This window comes from Pseudomonas sp. X4 (genome assembly GCF_040784925.1).
In the GTDB taxonomy this organism is placed as follows: domain Bacteria; phylum Pseudomonadota; class Gammaproteobacteria; order Pseudomonadales; family Pseudomonadaceae; genus Aquipseudomonas; species Aquipseudomonas putida_Z.
The window spans coordinates 901,527-918,225 of record NZ_CP160798.1 but is presented as its reverse complement, the minus strand read 5'-3'; the positions used below and the strand labels follow the sequence as shown (position 1 = coordinate 918,225).

15 protein-coding genes and 1 tRNA gene are annotated in these 16,699 nt (G+C 63.1%); 12 read left to right on the top strand and 4 right to left on the bottom strand.

Annotated elements, in window-relative coordinates; all coding sequences use genetic code 11:
• The first annotated feature begins 56 nt into the window (after window positions 1-56).
• The 10 genes from ybgC to ABX298_RS03925 all read left to right on the top strand — a co-directional run bounded on the left by ybgC (window position 57) and on the right by ABX298_RS03925 (window position 7,072).
• Window positions 57-509 (top strand): tol-pal system-associated acyl-CoA thioesterase, encoded by a 453-nt coding sequence (gene ybgC / locus ABX298_RS03970; protein WP_015271472.1) that lies wholly within the window; start codon window positions 57-59, stop codon window positions 507-509.
• A gap of 2 nt (window positions 510-511) precedes the next feature.
• The gene (gene tolQ, locus ABX298_RS03965; protein WP_139657458.1) at window positions 512-1,207 is read left to right on the top strand and encodes a protein TolQ; all 696 of its coding nucleotides are present in this window, start codon (window positions 512-514) and stop codon (window positions 1,205-1,207) included.
• Between the two features lie 14 nt (window positions 1,208-1,221).
• Complete coding sequence (gene tolR / locus ABX298_RS03960) at window positions 1,222-1,674, top strand: protein TolR (protein ID WP_003254760.1); 453 nt, start codon at window positions 1,222-1,224, stop codon at window positions 1,672-1,674.
• Window positions 1,674-2,771, top strand: coding sequence for a cell envelope integrity protein TolA (gene tolA / locus ABX298_RS03955; RefSeq protein WP_317409818.1), 1,098 nt, complete (start codon window positions 1,674-1,676; stop codon window positions 2,769-2,771). Before tolR ends, tolA begins: the two co-directional genes overlap by 1 nt.
• 26 nt (window positions 2,772-2,797) lie before the next feature.
• Window positions 2,798-4,069 carry a Tol-Pal system beta propeller repeat protein TolB gene (gene tolB, locus ABX298_RS03950; protein WP_038408273.1) on the top strand — a complete coding sequence of 424 codons (1,272 nt, stop codon included), beginning with the start codon at window positions 2,798-2,800 and terminating at the stop codon, window positions 4,067-4,069.
• Between the two features lie 53 nt (window positions 4,070-4,122).
• On the top strand, window positions 4,123-4,623 hold the full coding sequence (pal, locus tag ABX298_RS03945; protein ID WP_003254755.1) for a peptidoglycan-associated lipoprotein Pal: 501 nt from the start codon (window positions 4,123-4,125) through the stop codon (window positions 4,621-4,623).
• A 6-nt stretch (window positions 4,624-4,629) separates the two neighbouring features.
• Complete coding sequence (gene ybgF / locus ABX298_RS03940; protein ID WP_286100374.1) at window positions 4,630-5,436, top strand: tol-pal system protein YbgF; 807 nt, start codon at window positions 4,630-4,632, stop codon at window positions 5,434-5,436.
• 160 nt (window positions 5,437-5,596) lie between these two features.
• Window positions 5,597-6,244 carry a 7-carboxy-7-deazaguanine synthase QueE gene (queE, locus tag ABX298_RS03935; protein WP_015271468.1) on the top strand — a complete coding sequence of 216 codons (648 nt, stop codon included), beginning with the start codon at window positions 5,597-5,599 and terminating at the stop codon, window positions 6,242-6,244.
• A gap of 17 nt (window positions 6,245-6,261) precedes the next feature.
• Window positions 6,262-6,936: a 7-cyano-7-deazaguanine synthase QueC gene (gene queC / locus ABX298_RS03930; protein WP_013973801.1), complete on the top strand. Its 675-nt coding sequence runs from the start codon at window positions 6,262-6,264 to the stop codon at window positions 6,934-6,936.
• 60 nt (window positions 6,937-6,996) lie between these two features.
• A tRNA-Lys gene (locus ABX298_RS03925) sits at window positions 6,997-7,072 on the top strand.
• 178 nt (window positions 7,073-7,250) lie between these two features.
• Here the strand turns inward: ABX298_RS03925 and ABX298_RS03920 are convergent.
• From ABX298_RS03920 to ABX298_RS03910, 3 genes are all read right to left on the bottom strand, one after another.
• Complete coding sequence (locus ABX298_RS03920) at window positions 7,251-8,210, bottom strand: cation diffusion facilitator family transporter (RefSeq protein ID WP_075046059.1); 960 nt, start codon at window positions 8,208-8,210, stop codon at window positions 7,251-7,253.
• A gap of 154 nt (window positions 8,211-8,364) precedes the next feature.
• Window positions 8,365-10,428 carry a methyl-accepting chemotaxis protein gene (locus ABX298_RS03915; protein WP_367394105.1) on the bottom strand — a complete coding sequence of 688 codons (2,064 nt, stop codon included), beginning with the start codon at window positions 10,426-10,428 and terminating at the stop codon, window positions 8,365-8,367.
• Window positions 10,429-10,494: 66 nt separating this feature from the next.
• Window positions 10,495-11,847: an APC family permease gene (locus ABX298_RS03910; RefSeq protein ID WP_367394104.1), complete on the bottom strand. Its 1,353-nt coding sequence runs from the start codon at window positions 11,845-11,847 to the stop codon at window positions 10,495-10,497.
• A 445-nt stretch (window positions 11,848-12,292) separates the two neighbouring features.
• On the opposite strand from ABX298_RS03910, the gene ABX298_RS03905 reads away from it, so the two are divergent.
• The gene (locus tag ABX298_RS03905) at window positions 12,293-13,801 is read left to right on the top strand and encodes a YdgA family protein (RefSeq protein ID WP_367394103.1); all 1,509 of its coding nucleotides are present in this window, start codon (window positions 12,293-12,295) and stop codon (window positions 13,799-13,801) included.
• A 273-nt stretch (window positions 13,802-14,074) separates the two neighbouring features.
• Window positions 14,075-15,133, top strand: coding sequence for a quinolinate synthase NadA (gene nadA, locus ABX298_RS03900; RefSeq protein WP_003254747.1), 1,059 nt, complete (start codon window positions 14,075-14,077; stop codon window positions 15,131-15,133).
• A 109-nt stretch (window positions 15,134-15,242) separates the two neighbouring features.
• Here nadA and ABX298_RS03895 read toward each other — a convergent pair whose 3' ends face one another.
• Window positions 15,243-16,679 (bottom strand): M48 family metalloprotease, encoded by a 1,437-nt coding sequence (locus ABX298_RS03895; RefSeq protein WP_025340255.1) that lies wholly within the window; start codon window positions 16,677-16,679, stop codon window positions 15,243-15,245.
• Window positions 16,680-16,699: the final 20 nt, after the last annotated feature.

The window sequence follows — 16,699 nt, the reverse complement described above, 5'->3', positions numbered from 1 at the left end:
TGAAGAAAAAACAGTTGCCACAGCGGATTGGCAAGCTGAGGAGTAAGCACTAGAGTATGCGCGCGCAAAATGGCCTGGAACCGTTCGCACACCGTTGTCGTGTCTATTACGAAGATACCGATGCCGGTGGCGTGGTGTATTACGTCAATTACCTGAAATTCATGGAGCGCGCGCGTACCGAGCGGCTGCGGCACCTGGGCTTTTCCCAGGCGCAGCTGGCCGAAGACAACCTGCTGTTCGTGGTCCACTCCAGCGAAGCGCGCTATCACGCGCCGGCGCGGCTGGACGACGAGCTGCGGGTCACCGCGCAAGTACTTGAACTCAATCGCGCCAGCCTGCGCTTCGTGCAGCAGGTCTGGCGGGAAAAGGATGAAACGCTGCTCTGCGAAGGGCAGTTCCTGGTGGCCGCCGTGCGCGCCGACACTTTCAAACCCCGAGCCATACCCCCGGAGCTGCGTGACGCCTTTGCGGCGGACGGCTCGGGTACTCAATCGAATGCAGGAGAATAAGCGTGGAAGCTAACGTCGTCGACCATACCTCCATGTGGAGTCTGGTCAGCAATGCCAGTGTGCTGGTACAGCTGGTAATGCTGACCCTGGTGGCCGCCTCGGTCACCTCATGGATCATGATCTTCCAGCGCAGCACCATGCTGCGCGCCGGTCGTCGTGCGCTGGATGCCTTCGAGGAGCGCTTCTGGTCGGGCATCGACCTGTCCAAGCTGTACCGTCAGGCAGGCAGCAACCCAGACCCGGATTCCGGTGTCGAGCAGGTCTTCCGTGCCGGCTTCAAGGAATTCTCGCGCCTGCGCCAGCAGCCGGGCGTTGACCCGGACGCGGTCATGGAGGGTGTTGCCCGTGCCATGCGCGTAGCCATCTCGCGCGAGGAAGAAAAACTCGAGCAGAGCCTGCCGTTCCTGGCCACCGTCGGTTCGACCAGCCCGTACATCGGCCTGTTCGGTACCGTATGGGGCATCATGAACTCCTTCCGCGGCCTGGCCAGCGCCCAGCAGGCCACCCTGGCCACGGTTGCCCCGGGTATCGCCGAAGCGCTGATCGCCACCGCCATCGGCCTGTTCGCGGCAATCCCGGCGGTCATCGCCTACAACCGCTTCTCGGCCCGCAGCGAAGTGCTGATCGGCCGTTACTACACCTTCGCCGACGAGTTCCAGGCGATCCTGCACCGCAAAGTGCACACCAGCGAAGAGTAATCAGGTAGAAGCCCATGGCCCGAGTTCGCCACAAACGCAAGCCCGTCGCCGAGATGAACGTGGTGCCCTACATCGACGTGATGCTGGTACTGCTGGTCATCTTCATGGTGACGGCGCCCATGCTCAACCAGGGCGTGAAGGTAGACCTGCCCAAGGTTTCCAGTGAAGCCTTGCCGCAGGACAACAACGTCCAGATCCTCACCATCTCCATCAAGGCCGACAAGACCTACTACTGGAACCTCGGCAGCGAAGTCGATACCGACAAGCAGATGGACAAGGCCATGACCTTGCCTGCCATGACCGACGCGGTGACCAAGATCATTGCCGCCGGCCGTGACCAGGGCAAGCAGACCCAGGTGTTCATTCGTGGCGACAAGGCTGTCGACTATGGCGCGGTCATGGGTGCCATGGGCGGGTTGCAGAAGGCCGGTGTCGGTAACGTTGGCCTGATTACCGAGGCGCCCTGATGCAACAGCGAGAGCCATCCGCCTCGGAAAGCTACTTCTGGCCCAGTATCTGGGCCATCGGCCTGCATGTGCTGGTGTTCGCCCTGCTGTTCGTCAGTTTTGCCATGACGCCTGAGCTGCCGCCATCCAAGCCGATCGTCCAGGCTACCCTGTACCAGCTCAAGTCCAAGAGCCAGGCGACCACCCAGACCAATCAGAAGATTGCCGGGGAAGCGAAGAAAACCGCTTCGCGCCAGACCGAGGTCGAGCAGCTGGAACAGAAGAAGGTCGAGCAGGATGCCGTGAAGGCCGCGGAACAAAAGAAAGCCGACGCCGCTCAAAAGGCCGAAGAGGCTCGCGAGGCCGCCGAAGCCAAGAAAGCCGAGGCAGCTGCCGAAGCCGCCGAGGCCAAGAAAGCCGCCGAAGCCAAGAAGGCCGAAGAGGCGAAGAAGGCTGCCGAGAAGCAGCAGGCCGACATCGCCAAGAAGAAGGCCGAGGAAGAAAAGAAAAAAGCCGAAGAAGAGGCCAAGAAAGAGGCCGCTGAAGAGGCGAAGAAACAAGCCGCCGAGGACGCCAAGAAAAAGGCGGCCGAAGAGGCCAAGAAGAAAGCAGCCGAGGACGCCAAGAAGAAAGCGGTAGCCGAGGAAGCGAAGAAGAAGGCAGCTGAAGAGGCCAAGAAAAAGGCCGCTGCAGATGCCCAGAAGAAAAAGGCACAGGAAGCGGCCCGCAAGGCGGCGGAAGACAAGAAAGCCCAGGCCCTGGCCGAGCTGTTGTCCGACACTACCGAACGGCAGCAGGCGCTGGCCGACGAGCAGGGTGACCAGGTGGCCGGCGACTTCGACGACCTGATCCGCATGCGCGCGGCCGAGGGCTGGGCACGTCCGCCTTCCGCGCGCAAGGGCATGACGGTGGTCCTGCAGATCAACATGTTGCCGGACGGTACCATCACCAGCGTCAGCGTGGCCCGGTCCAGTGGTGACGGCCCGTACGACAGCTCGGCGGTGGCAGCAGTGAAGAACATCGGTCGTCTGACCGAGATGCAGGGTATGAAGCCGAGCGATTTCAACCAATATCGTTCGTTCAAGATGACATTTACACCTGAGGATCTAGCGTTGTGATTAAACGTCTGAGAGGACTGCTGGTCATGCTGTGCTGCGTGGCAGGCATGGCCGTGGCAGAGGAAAAGAACATCCTGGTCACCAGCGGCAGCGACCGGGCCACGCCCATCGCGGTAGTGCCGTTCGGTCTGCAGGGCGGCAGCGTGCTGCCGGAAGACATGGCCGACATCATCGGCAACGACCTGCGCAACTCCGGCTACTACTCGCCGATTCCGCGGCAGAACATGATCAGCCAGCCGTCGCAGGCCAGCGAAGTGATCTTCCGTGACTGGAAGGCGCTGGGTGCGCAGTACGTGATGGTCGGCAGCATCGTGCCGTCGGGCGGTCGCCTGCAGGTGCAGTACGCGCTGTTCAACGTCGCCACCGAGCAGCAGGTGCTGACCGGTAGCGTGGCGGGCAGCGTCGACCAGCTGCGCGACATGGCGCACTACATTGCCGACCAGTCGTTCGAGAAGCTCACCGGCATCAAGGGTGCGTTCTCCACCCGCATGCTGTACGTGACGGCCGAGCGCTTCTCCACCAACAACACCCGCTATACCCTGCAGCGTTCGGATTACGACGGTGCACGTGCGGTTACCCTGCTGCAATCGCGTGAACCGATCCTGTCGCCACGCTTTGCTCCGGATGGCAAGCGCATCGCCTATGTTTCGTTCGAGCAGAAGCGCCCGCGCATCTTCGTCCAGCACATCGATACCGGTCGCCGCGAGCAGGTCACCAACTTCGAAGGCCTGAACGGTGCGCCAGCCTGGTCGCCGGATGGCACGCGCCTGGCGTTCGTGCTGTCGAAGGACGGCAACCCGGACATCTACGTGATGAACGTGGCTTCGCGCCAGATCAGCCGTGTCACCGCCGGCCCGGGCATCAACACCGAGCCGTTCTGGGGCAAGGATGGCAACACCCTGTACTTCACCTCCGACCGTGGCGGCAAGCCGCAGATCTACAAGCAGTCGGTCGGTGGCGGTGGTGCCGAGCGTGTAACTTTCGTGGGTAACTACAACGCCAACCCGAAACTGTCGGCGGACGAAAAGACCCTGGTGATGATCCATCGCCAGCAGGGCTTCACCAACTTCAAAGTTGCGGCCCAGGATTTGCAACGCGGAAGTGTAAAGATTCTCTCGGAAACGAGTCTTGATGAGTCTCCCACTGTTGCGCCAAACGGCACCATGCTAATCTACGCCACCCGCCAGCAGGGCCGGGGAGTCTTGATGCTCGTGTCGCTTAATGGCCGCGTGAGGCTCCCACTTCCTACCGCTCAAGGCGAAGTCAGAGAACCGTCCTGGTCCCCTTACCTGAACTGATTGCGGCGTAATACTTTTGCTTAACACACTGGGGTTTCATTAGGAGTTTCACGATGGAAATGCTGAAGTTTGGTAAATTTGCTGCGCTGGCTCTGGCCATGGCCGTAGCTGTAGGTTGCTCCTCGAAGGGCGGTGACAACGCAGGCGAAGGCGCTGCCGTAGATCCGAACGCTGGCTACGGTGCCAACACTGGCGCTGTTGACGGCTCCCTGAGCGAAGAAGCTGCCCTGCGCGCAATCACCACCTTCTACTTCGAATACGACAGCTCGGACCTGAAGCCAGAAGCCATGCGCGCTCTGGACGTTCACGCCAAGGACCTGAAAGCCAACGGCAACCGCGTTGTCCTGGAAGGCAACACCGACGAGCGCGGCACCCGCGAGTACAACATGGCTCTGGGTGAGCGTCGTGCCAAGGCCGTTCAGCGCTACCTGGTTCTGCAGGGCGTTTCCCCTGCTCAGCTGGAACTGGTCTCCTACGGTGAAGAGCGTCCGGTTGCCACTGGCAACGACGAGCAGTCCTGGGCTCAGAACCGTCGCGTAGAACTGCGTAAGTAAGTTCTTATGCGTATGTGCCGCCGTGTAGTAACCGTCCTCGCACTCAGCCTGCCGCTCGCGGCCTGGGCTGAGGTCCCTGTAGTTGATGACAACGCGGGCAGCTATCCGCCTGCGGGTTATGGCACGAGCGGCGCCTATGCCGGGTCAGGGGCTTCGGCCCCTGCCTCTGCACAGGGCCAGCTGTTCATGCAGCTGCAACAGATGCAGGATCAGCTTTCCCGCCAGCAAGGCATCATCGAAGAGCTGCAGAACGATGTGTCGCGCATGAAGCAGGAAAACCTGGAGCGTTACCAGGACCTGGACCGTCGCATCAACAGTGGCGCCGCGCCTGCCGCGACCCCTGACAATTCCTCCGGTGGTGGTGCATCCAATGCCGCCCCCGATGCAGCAGCAGGTGCTGCTGCGCAACAACCGGCCGCCACTAGCGAGCCCGGTGATCCGGCGAAAGAAAAGCTCTACTACGATGCCGCTTTCGACCTGATCAAGCAGAAAGACTTCGACAAGGCCAGCCAGGCGTTCAACGCCTTCCTGCGCAAGTACCCCAACAGCCAGTACGCCGGCAATGCCCAGTACTGGTTGGGTGAAGTGAACCTGGCGAAGGGCGACCTGCCGGCTGCCAGCCAGGCCTTCGCCCAGGTCAGCCAGAAGTATCCGAAGCACAGCAAGGTGCCGGATTCGCTATACAAGCTGGCCGACGTCGAGCGCCGCATGGGCCACACCGACAAGGTCAAGGGTATCCTGCAGCAGGTCATCACCCAGTACCCCGGCACCTCGGCCGCGCAACTGGCCCAGCGTGACCTGCAGAAGCTCTAAGCAGTACCGCTTGAAAGAAACCCGCGCCAGTCGCGGGTTTTTTCGTTAGAATCACTGCCCTTTTTTCGTAAACACGCTGCTGCGGATAACGCTATGTCGAGTCCGCGACAGTGCCTGACGGAGGCGGGCAGCCTGTTTAGCTGTCACGCCCGTGGCGAGCATGCAAGACACATTACGCATCACCGAAGTCTTTTACTCCTTGCAGGGTGAAACGCGAACGGCTGGGTTGCCCACGGTATTCGTGCGCCTCACCGGTTGCCCCCTGCGCTGCCAGTACTGTGACAGTGCCTATGCCTTCAGTGGCGGTACCGTACGCACCCTCGATTCGATCCTTGAGCAGGTCGCCGGCTTCAAGCCGCGCTATGTCTGCGTCACCGGTGGCGAGCCATTGGCCCAGCCCAACGCCTTGCCGCTGTTGCAGCGCCTGTGTGACGCCGGTTACGAGGTGTCGCTGGAAACCAGCGGCGCGCTGGATATTGCCGGCACCGACACCCGCGTCAGCCGCGTGGTCGACCTGAAGACCCCTGGCTCCGAAGAGTCGCACCGTAACCGCTACGAGAACATCGAGCAGCTGACCCGCAACGACCAGGTCAAGTTCGTCATCTGTTCCCGCGAGGACTACGACTGGGCGGTCTCCAAGCTGATCCAGTACAACCTGGCCGAGCGTGCCGGCGAGGTGTTGTTCTCGCCCAGCCACCACCAGGTGAACGCCAGCGAGCTGGCGGACTGGATCGTCGCCGACAACCTGCCCGTACGCTTCCAGCTGCAGCTGCACAAGCTGCTGTGGAACGACGAACCCGGACGTTGATTGAGGAGCAAGCACACATGACCGACAAACGCGCAGTAATCCTGTTGTCCGGTGGCCTGGACTCGGCCACAGTGGTTGCCATGGCCAAGGCCGAAGGCTACAGCTGCTACACCATGAGTTTCGACTACGGCCAGCGCCACCGCGCCGAACTGAACGCCGCCGCCCGCGTTGCCCGCGACCTGGGCGTGGTCGAGCACAAGGTTATTGGCCTGAACCTGGATGGCATCGGCGGCTCGGCATTGACCGACAGCAGCATCGACGTGCCGGAAACCCCGGGTGAAGGCATCCCGGTCACCTACGTGCCGGCGCGCAACACCGTGTTCCTGTCCCTGGCCCTGGGCTGGGCAGAGGTGCTGGAAGCCCGTGACATCTTCATTGGTGTGAATGCCGTGGATTACTCCGGCTACCCCGATTGCCGCCCCGAGTTCGTCGAAGCCTTCGAACGCATGGCCAACCTGGCGACCAAGGCTGGCGTCGAAGGGCAGGGCTTCCGCATCCAGGCGCCGCTGCAGAACATGAGCAAGGCGCAGATCGTGCAGGCCGGTATGGCTCGCGGCGTGGACTACAGCCTGACCGTTTCCTGCTACCAGGCCGACGATGACGGCCGCGCCTGCGGCAAATGCGACAGTTGCCGCCTGCGTGCCGACGGCTTCAAGGCCGCCGGAGTCGAAGATCCGACGCGGTATTTTTGAAAAAAGTTTGATGGGGTGTTGATTTCCCGTTAGAAATCAGTATTATACGCGCCATCCAACGGGTCGTTAGCTCAGTTGGTAGAGCAGTTGGCTTTTAACCAATTGGTCGTAGGTTCGAATCCTACACGACCCACCATACGCAGTACGTCAAAGCCCGCTACCGGCAACGGTGGCGGGCTTTTTCGTTTTCGGCTGCTTGTACTGGCCTCATCGCCGGCAAGCCAGCTCCCACAGGGCTTGCGCATGACTCGAGGCTAATGCGGTCGAGGTGGGAGCTGGCTTGCCGGCGAAAGGGGCGCAAAGCGCCCCCAGGCTTATTCAGCCCACTCTGGATCCCCGGTAAATACCACGGTTAGCCAGCGGTCCGGCCCTTCACCACCCACGGCATCACCGATCTCGTTACGCCACGCATCCCATTCATCGATGGTTTTCGCGGCCATGGCCTTCGGCACGATGAAATACAGTTCGATCTCCCGCGAGCGCCCGACCTTGGCCACATAGGCGCGGTACGACTGCAACCCATGGCGTGCGACGAAGGCCTTGGCGACTTCATCCACGTGCAGCTTGAGGTCGCCAGGGGTCACCAGGAAAATTTCCGAAAGGGCCTGGCGCACCACCGACATCGGCAACGGCACGATCACCAGGCAGACCAGCGCCAGCACCGCCGGGTCGATATACGGCGACACCCACTCCAGCGATGTGCCCTGCACCGCATAGCCAAAGCAGAAGGCGATCAGCAGCGCGGCGGTGATGCTGGCCGACATTACCCAGCCCTTGACGTCCATGCGCACGAAATCCGAGCCCAGCTTGCGGTTGGCGCGGGCCTCGACAATGGCGATGGTCACGCAGGCGATCACGGTCAGTACCGCGTAGACCATGGCGATGCCGAACTCCAGGTGACGCCCGCCTTGCAGCAGGCTGCTGACGGCGTTGATCAGCGCATAGATGGCCACGCCGCTGAGCAGGATGCCGTTGAGCGCCAGCACCATCGGCTCCAGGTGCCAGAAGCCCATGGTGAAGCGCTCGCGCAACTTGCGTGACATCTGCACGCTGGTGGTGTGCGCGGTAATCAGCCTGACCACCACCAGCGACAGCCCGCTCATGCTGGCATCGACCAGCGAATAGACGCCGTCGAACACGATGGAGAACGAGCCGGAGGCCAGGCCGAAGGCGATGCCGATGATGGCGATGAACAGGGTGACGGCGATCGAGGTGCGTAACAGGCCCTGTTCGCTGGTGATGTCGAAGAAGGTGGGGCGGGTTGGGTTTTGCATAGGTTGTGCTCGATAAAATCAATAATGCTGTATTGCCTGTTGGGGCCTCTTCGCGGGCTCGCCCGCTCCCACTGGGTATGGTGCACCCCGAAGGGCTGGGCATTTCCTGTGGGAGCGGGCATGCCCGCGAAGAAGGCGCACCGGCCCTGACAGGTTAGACGCGGAACTGCTCCATCAGCGCCTGCTGCTGGTTGGCCAGCCGGTTCAGGGCCTGGCTGATCCGCGCTGACTCATCGGCCTGGCCTGCCAGCGATTCGGTCACATCGCGAATGCCGGCCACATTACGGTTCACCTCTTCGGCTACGGCGCTCTGCTCTTCAGCCGCCGAGGCAATCTGCAGGTTCATGTCGCTGATCACCGCCACTGCCTCGCCAATACGTTGTAGCGCCGGCAGCGCCTGTTCCATCCGCGCGGCGCTGTCCTGGGCCTGGCGCTGGCCTTCGTGCATGGCACCCACCACATCCTGGGTGCCTTGCTGCAAGCCTTCGATGACCTGGCGAATTTCCTCCACCGACACCTGGGTGCGCTGGGCCAGGCCACGCACTTCATCGGCCACCACGGCAAAACCACGCCCGGCTTCGCCTGCGCGGGCAGCTTCGATGGCGGCGTTGAGTGCCAGCAGGTTGGTCTGCTCGGCAATGGTGCGGATCACTTCCAGCACCGAACCGATCTGCCCGCTGCGGCCTTCCAGCGCGCGTGCCTCGCCCATGGCGGTGTTCATGCCGGCGGCCAGTTGGTCGATGCCCTGGCGGGTGCTGTCGATCAGTTGCAGGCCCTCGCGGCTGGCTTGGTCGGCAGCGCGCGCGGCCTGGGCCGCCTGCGAAGCGTTATGGGCGACATCCAGAGCGGTGGCGCTCATTTCATTGGCGGCGGTGGCCACCTGTTCGATCTCACGGTGCTGTTGCTGCATGCCGTTGCTGGTCTGGCTGGCGATGGCTGCCGACTGGTCGGCGGTGCCGCGGGCTTCCTGCAGTGAGCCTTTGACCTGGGCTATGACCGGCTGCAGTTTGTCGAGAAAACGGTTGAACCAACCGGTGAGTTGGCCCAGTTCGTCCTGGCGGGCATAGTCCAGGCGGCGGGTGAGGTCGCCTTCGCCGCTGGCGATGTCTTCCAGGCGCGCGGCCACGGCCAGGATTGGCCGGGTCACCCCGCGCGCGGTCAGCCACACCAGCAGCAAACCGACTACCGCAGCGCCCAGGCCAACCAGCAGGCTGGTGAGGTTGGCGCTGTGGTTGTGCGCATCCAGGCGCTGGTTGAGGGCGACGGCAGGCGCCTGCAGCACGCTTTCCGGCAGTTCCAGCAATACCTGCCAAGGGGCGGCATCAGGGATTGGCGTGAACGGGTGGGCAACACGCAGCAGGCCGTCGGCTACCGCCTCGTCCATGGGCTCGCCGAGCTTGCTGTCGTCGCGGCTGTTGCCGGCCAGCAGGCCGGCTGCGCTGGCGATACCGACCTGGCCCTGGCCGTCGAACAGCTCCCGGCGCCCGTCCAGGCTCAGCTGTTGCAGGTTGGCCAGGCCGATGTCCAGGCCGACCACGCCGACCACCTTGCCGTGCTCCAGCAGCGGCAGGGCGATGCTGGTCATCAGCACCTGGCGGCCATTCACTTCGTCGAGGTATGGCTCGAGCATGCAGGTTCTGGCGGTATCCTGCGGGCAGGTCAGCCAGCGGTTCTTCGCCACGCCGTTGCTGCCGATGCTGGCGTCACCGAGCATCGATTCCGGCATGGCTTCAAGCTCCAGGGTGCCGGGGCGGGGTTGTGACCAGTACAGCGAAAAGCGCCCGCTCTCATTGCTGCCCATTGCATCCTGGCCAAGGTACTGGCTGTCCGGGTCCAGGGCGTTGGGCTGGAACACCAGGTACAGGCCGATCACATCCGGGTTGCCGGCCAGGCTGGCGCGGGCCTGGCGCGTCAGTTCGGCGCGCAGGTCGTTGCCGCCACGGGCCTTGAGCACCTGCACCAGGCGGGCAAAGCCATTGCCGTACTGGTAGGCGTCCATGAAATAGCGCTGGATGCGCAGGGCCTGGGTTTCGGCATGGGCCTGCAGGCGCAGGCGTGCGCTGCTGTCGAGCATTTCGGTGTTGGCCTGGTTGACCAATGCCGCGCTGCGCCGCGCCTGGGCCAGCGATGTGGTTACCAGCAGGGCGACAATGGCCAGCAGGCACAGGCCGGCGAGCAGGGTGATCTTCCACTGGATGGAGAGGCGACGCAGCGGCATGAGGGCTTTCCTTTTCGATCAAATGCAACGCCCGCGATCAGGCGCGGGCGTTGTCGGCAGCATGGGTCATTCAGCGATGTAGTTGGGCGGGGAGTCCCTGAAGGCTTTGGTCAGCCAGGCCAGGTACAGCAGGCCGAGCAGTGCCCAGACGCCACCGAACAGCAGCGAGTGTGCGTTCAGGTCCAGCCACAGCGAGACGATGATGCAGAAGCCGATGGTGGGTGCCACCAGGTATGTCAGCTGGTTGGCCAGGCCCTGGCGCTTGCCTTCGCGCAGGTAGCAGTGGTTGATCACCGACAGGTTGACGAAGCTGAACGCGACCAGCGCACCGAAGTTGATGATCGAGGTGGCGGTGACCAGGTCGAAGAAGATAGCCGACAGCGAAATCAGCCCCACCACCGCGATGTTCAGCACTGGCGTCTTGTAGCGCGAGTGCAGGCGGGCGAACAGGCTGGCCGGGATCACGTTGTCGCGGCCCATCACGTACAGCAGGCGCGACACGCTGGTCTGCGAGGCCAGGCCCGAGGCGATGGTGTTGATCACGGTGCAGGCGATGAAGATCGACTGGAACAGCTTGCCGCCGACGTACAGGGCGATTTCCGGCAGTGCCGCTTCCTGGTCGTGGAAGCGGGACATGGACGGGAAGTAGGCCTGGATGAAGTACGACACGGTGATGAACACCAGGCCGCCAATCAGGGCGGTGAGGAAGATCGCGCGAGGGATGGTCTTGCCCGGGTCGCGGGTTTCTTCGGACAGGCAGGTGACCGCGTCGAAGCCGAGGAACGAGAAGCACAGGATGGTCGCACCGGCGGCCAGGGCGCTGAGCTGGGTCTGGTCGTCGGCGAACGGCAGCAGGCTCCAGGCGGTACCCAGCCCTTCACCCTGGTCCAGGCCGCGCACGCACAGGTAGATGAACACGGCGATGATCGCCACCTGCACGGCCACGAACAGCAGGTTGAAGTGCGCCACCAGGTTCACGCTGCGCATGTTGATCAGGCTGATCAGGGTGACGAAGCCGGCCACCCACATCCACTCCGGTACTTCCGGGAACATGGCCGAAAGGTACAGCTTGGCCAGCAAGGCGTTGACCATTGGCAGCAGCAGGTAGTCCAGCAACGACGACCAGCCGACCAGGAAGCCGACGTGCGGGTTGATCGCGCGCTGGGTGTAGGTATAGGCCGAGCCCGACTGCGGGAAGCGCCTTACCAGGGTGCCGTAGCTCACGGCGGTGAACAGGATCCCGGCCAGTGCCAGGATGTAGGCGCTGGGTACGTGACCGGCAGTAATCCCGGAAACGATACCGAAGGTGTCGAACACGGTCATCGGGGTCAGGTAGGCCAGACCGATGATGATCACGTGCCAGAGACGCAGGGTTTTACGGAGTTGGCCGTTGCCGGAAGCGCTGTGGTCAGGCTGCATGCTGGCATGGCTCCTGCGGCTGGGCGTAAACGGCGGGCACGGTGTACTGCGCATGCGGCAAGGGCGAGCGGGTGGGCTCCATGTTGTTCACCTTTATTGTTGGAGCAGCGGGGACGCGGGGGAGCGCGCAAAGTGGTGAAAATAAAAAACGATGGGTAGCTTAGTGTCAAGTTAAACATGACAAGATGTTGCTGGATTGAAATATTTATCGATTAAAGTGGGGTTTTGTTCGGTTTTTGCGCGTTTTTTTGCGGTTATGATCAATTCTGGTGTTCGCAAAAATTAACGAATGCCGGTTTCCCTTGGAAGGTCTGTCAGGCGTTTCCCAAAAACCGGATTTCTCGAGCCTGGCCAGCGCCAGGGCTGGGCTGCAGTGGTACTCTTGGCGTCCTGTGTGGCCCTTGGCCGCCTACGAAGCCCATATGGACAGCAATCGGTTCTATTCATGAAGAAATCAGTTGGCATCCTTTCCGGCCTGGCTATCGCCATCGCCGTCGCAACCACCGCTGGCGCCTGGTACACCGGCAAGCAGCTGCCTGCGGAGCTGGACAACGCCCTGGTCCGCAGCAACGCGGAACTCAAGAAGGCCCTGGTGAGTACCGGTGGCAGCATGAGCATCGAACGCGTGTCGCTGGAGCAGCATTTCTTCAGCAGTACCGCCCAGTACCGGCTCAAGGCCCGCGATATCAACCTGGGCGAAGGCGAAGTGTTGAATTTCGACGTTGGCGTGACCGACCAGATCGAGCACGGCCCGTTCCCCTGGTCGCGGGTAAAGGCACTGAAGCTGATGCCGGTGCTGGCAGTCAGCAACAGCACGCTGCAGAAGGACGACGCCACCGCGCCGTGGTTCGCCGCAGCGGGCGAGCAGGCCCCGGTCAGCGCACAGACCAGCCTGGGCTACGACGGCAATGTGGTCAGCCAGGTGCAGCTGGCACCGGTCAAGCTCGACGAAGCGGATGGCAACAGCCTCGATTTCTCGGGCATGCAACTGCAAGTCAGTGGTGACCAGGAAGGCAAGGCCTCGAGCTTCCACGGCCAGGCCGATCGGTTCGTGATGAAACTGGTACGCGATGACCAGCCGCCTGCCACCTTCGAGCTCAATGGCCTGACGGTCGGCGGCCAGCTGGCGGCCACCGCGCACCAGGCCATCTACGTGGGCAATGTCGACCTGGCGCTGGCCGAAACCAAGGTCACCCTGGGGCCCAAACAGCAGGTGCTGGTGGTCAAGGGGCTGGAGCAGAATGCCCTGCAAACCCTTGACGGCCCGGATACCGTGGGTGGCCGCGTGGAGTACAAGGTCGGGGATATCACCTGGGATGGTCGTGCGGTGGGCAAGGCGCAGATGGCGGTGAGCATCACGTCGGTCAACGCGCCGGCGCTACAGGCGCTGTCGACGTGGTACCAGGCGCACCTGCCGGAATTCGAGGCCGCCGCTGCCGCTGGCCAGCCGGTGCCGGAAATCCAGATGGACGATGAGGAGAAGGCCAGGTTCCAGGGCGAGCTGCAGAAACTGCTGGCTGCCAAGCCCCGGGTGGCGGTGGAAAACCTGTCGTTCAGGACCGCCAATGGCGAAAGCCGCTTTGACCTGTCGATGGGCTTCGCCGCCCCGGCGAGCTTCGACCTGCCGCCAGACCAGTTGAGCAAGCAACTGATCACCGAGGTGAAGAGCAAGCTGTCGTTGTCCAAGCCGATGATCGGTGACCTGGCAACCTTGCAGGCACTGCTGGATGGCCAGACCGACGCCCAGGCAATTGCCATGCAATCGAGCCAGGCCGGGGAAATGGTCGGCATGATGGCGCTGCAGAGTGGCATGGCCACCGTGCAGGGCAATGATGTGGTGAGCAGCCTGCACTATGCCGACGGCATGGTCGACTTCAACGGCAAGAAGATGACCGTGGAAGAGTTCGCCATGCTCATGGCGGCGCAGCTGGCGGCCCTTTCGCCGCAGGGCTGATCGTTTCTCCTGTTCCTCCCACAGGTTACTCTTTGCCCCCGAGGGCAGCGCTGTACCTGTGGGAGCGGGCGTGCCCGCGAAGAGGCCAGCACAGGCAACACAAAAACCACTTTAGAAATCGCTGGATTGTCTGTAGCCTTCGGCCTCCGATAATAATCCGCGCCCGCAGAGGGCCGTGGCGGCCTTCGTGCCGTCCGGCACCCTTAGCCGATCTGTCAGGGCCGGGTGATACACTCGATTTGACGCGCGCACGCGCCTGCAGGTCCAGCGATCATGACCCAGATTTCCGAACGCCTGTTGGTTCAGGCCCACCTCGACGCCAAGCAGCCAAACCCGCTGACAGCCGAGCAGGAGGCCGAATACCGTGCGGCCATCGCTGCCGAGCTCAAGGCCCAGAACGCCGTGCTGGTCGCCCACTATTACTGCGACCCGGTCATCCAGGCGCTGGCCGAAGAAACCGGCGGCTGCGTGTCCGACTCGCTGGAAATGGCCCGCTTCGGCAAGAACCACCCGGCCGAAACCGTGATCGTTGCCGGTGTGCGCTTCATGGGCGAAACAGCGAAAATCCTCACCCCGGAAAAGCGCGTGCTGATGCCGACCCTGGAGGCTACCTGCTCGCTAGACCTGGGTTGCCCGGTAGAAGAGTTCTCGGCCTTCTGCGACCAGCACCCCGAGCGTACCGTGGTGGTCTACGCCAACACCTCCGCTGCCGTGAAGGCCCGCGCCGACTGGGTGGTGACCTCGAGCTGTGCACTGGAAATCGTCGAAAGCCTGATGGACAACGGCGAAACCATCATCTGGGGCCCGGACCAGCACCTGGGGCGTTACATCCAGAAGCAAACCGGTGCCGACATGCTGCTGTGGGACGGTGCCTGCATCGTTCACGAAGAGTTCAAGTCGCGCCAGTTGGCCGACATGAAGGCGCTGTACCCGGATGCGGCGATTCTGGTGCACCCCGAGTCGCCGGAAGCGGTGATCGAGCTGGCCGACGCGGTGGGCTCCACCAGCCAGCTGATCAAGGCTGCCCAGACCCTGCCGAACAAGACCTTCATCGTCGCCACCGACCGCGGCATCTTCTACAAGATGCAGCAGCTGTGCCCGGACAAGGAGTTCGTCGAAGCCCCCACCGCCGGTAACGGCGCGGCATGCCGCAGCTGCGCGCACTGCCCGTGGATGGCGATGAACACCCTGGAGCGTGTGCTGGATTGCCTGCGTAATGGCACGAACGAGATCTTTGTTGACCCGGCGCTGGTGCCGAAGGCGATCAAGCCGCTGAACCGGATGCTGGACTTTACCCAGGCAGCGCGCCTGAAGTTGTCTGGTAACGCCTGACGCCAGACCGCGTCGCTTTCTTCGCGGGTAAACCCGCTCCCACAGGTACAGCGCAGCGCTCACGGGCGGTGCGGTCCCTGTGGGAGCGGGTTTACCCGCGAAAAGGTCCTCAACGCCCCATCATTTCCTGAACCATGCGCTGCTGCTCCATGATCTCGCGCTGGCGCTGGTCAATCTGTGCTGCCAGCGGGAAGTTCCCACCCGACCGGCGCTTGGCGTAATCCAGCTGCTGGATGGCCTGGTCGAAGTCGCCCACCAGGGTGAAGTACTCGGCCCGCGCCCGGTGCAAGCCAATGGTATTGCCCGAAAGGCCCCGCACTTCGGCCATGTCGTACCACACGTCCGGGTCATCCGGCCGGCTCTTCACCAGTTCGTTCAGCACCTTTTCCGCCTCGGCGGGCTTGTTCAGCTTCACCAGCAGATCGGCACGCACCTGCTTCAGCGGGTAGTTGCCCGGGTACAACCCCTGCATGCGTTCGGCGCGCTGCTGCGCGTCGGCCAGGCGGTTGTTGGTGATGTCCAGGTCGATCTGCGCCAGGTTGTAGGTAATGTCGTTGGGCGCCTTGGCCAGCAGCGGCTTGAGCAGTTCACGCGCCTCGTTCAGCTGGCCGCCCTTGATCTGCGCCAGGGCCAGGCCGTAACGCGCGGCGTCCAGCTTGGGGTCTTCGTCCAGCTGGGCGCGGAAGCGTTTGGCCGCCAGCCCCGGGGTGCCTTCGTAGGTCAGCGCCACCCGGGCACGGATCAGCTGGTAGCGCATGCTGTCCTCGACGCCGCCCTTGGGGGCCTGCTCGGCGCGGTTGCGGGTGTCGGCAATACGCGATTCGGTTACCGGGTGGGTCAGCAGGAACTCCGGCGGCTTGGCGTCGTAGCGGTACTGCCGGGCCAGGCGCTCGAACATGGTCGGCATGTTGCGCGGGTCGTAGCCGGCCTTTTCCAGGTTCTGGATGCCGATGCGGTCGGCTTCCTGTTCGTTCTGCCGCGAGAAGCGCCGCTGTTCCTGGATCGCCGCCGCCTGGGTGCCGGCGATCACACCGATACCGGCATCACCGCCGCCACCGGCCGCCAGCACGATACCGGCCAGCAGCGCTGCCATCATCGGCAGTTGCATGCGCTGCTGGGCCTCGACGCCGCGGGCGAAGTGGCGCTGCGACAAGTGCGCCAGTTCGTGGGCCAGTACCGAAGCGTACTCGCCTTCGGTCTGGGCGTTGAGGAACAGCCCGCCGTTGACCCCGACGATGCCGCCGGGGGCGGCAAAGGCGTTGAGCTCGCGGCTATCGATGAGGATGAATTCCAGGCGGCGGTCCTGCAGCTGGCTGGTTTCGGCCAGGCGGTACACGCTGGTTTCGACGTAGTCCTTCAGCTGCGGGTCGTTGAGCTGGTTGACCTGGCCGCGCAGCAGGCTCAGCCAGGCACGGCCGAGCTGGTGCTCCTGTTGTGGCGAGACGATCGCGGAACTGGCGTCGCCCAGTGATGGCAGGTCGTCAGCATGGCCGGGAAGGGCCAACAGGCAGGCCAGCGTCAGCAGGGTAGGGCGCAGTAGATTCATGCATGAAGCTCGCGTCGGTC